This is a genomic window from Methylocella tundrae, from assembly GCF_901905185.1.
GTDB lineage: Bacteria > Pseudomonadota > Alphaproteobacteria > Rhizobiales > Beijerinckiaceae > Methylocapsa > Methylocapsa tundrae.
Genome location: NZ_CABFMQ020000156.1, coordinates 1 through 453, shown reverse-complemented (window position 1 = coordinate 453; position 453 = coordinate 1). Strand labels below are relative to the sequence as shown.

The 453-nt window shown below is 53.0% G+C and carries 1 protein-coding gene; it reads right to left on the bottom strand.

Going from position 1 to position 453, the window contains the following annotated elements:
* Window positions 1–123: Tar ligand binding domain-containing protein (locus tag MPC4_RS21845; RefSeq protein ID WP_174514223.1), on the bottom strand; the 123-nt coding region annotated here is incomplete at its 3' end.
* Window positions 124–453 lie beyond the last annotated feature (330 nt).

Below are 453 nucleotides of genomic sequence, written 5' to 3'. Positions count from 1 at the left end.
TTCGTAGACCGAGTGGAGACCTTCGTTGGCGCGGCCCATGCCGTAGAGGCCGAGCGAACCCAGAATGGCCAGGGCCGAGCAGAGCACGGCGAGAAGAAGGACAAGGCGCGCGGTGAGTTTCATGGTAAGCAGGCTGGGGCTTGCAGGGGCGTGATTGCCGAGTTTGCCACATTTTGGATATTTTTTATCATTTCAACTATATTGGTGTGAGCTATTGACAAGTCGAAAATCTTAGAAGAATGGAAGGTGCCGGGGCCGTTGCCCACTTCTGCATAGTCGAGTGAAGACCAGGACTTGCGGCACACCGCTCACAGGGAACTGTAAATATTCAAATACAAATAATTCCTATTCCACAGATTTTTTGTATCATCGCTTTCCACCCGCCGGAACCCTTTCGGCCACCACAGGAAAGCGATCCCTATGTCCTCGCCGTTGTCAGACCCTTCCCTGGCC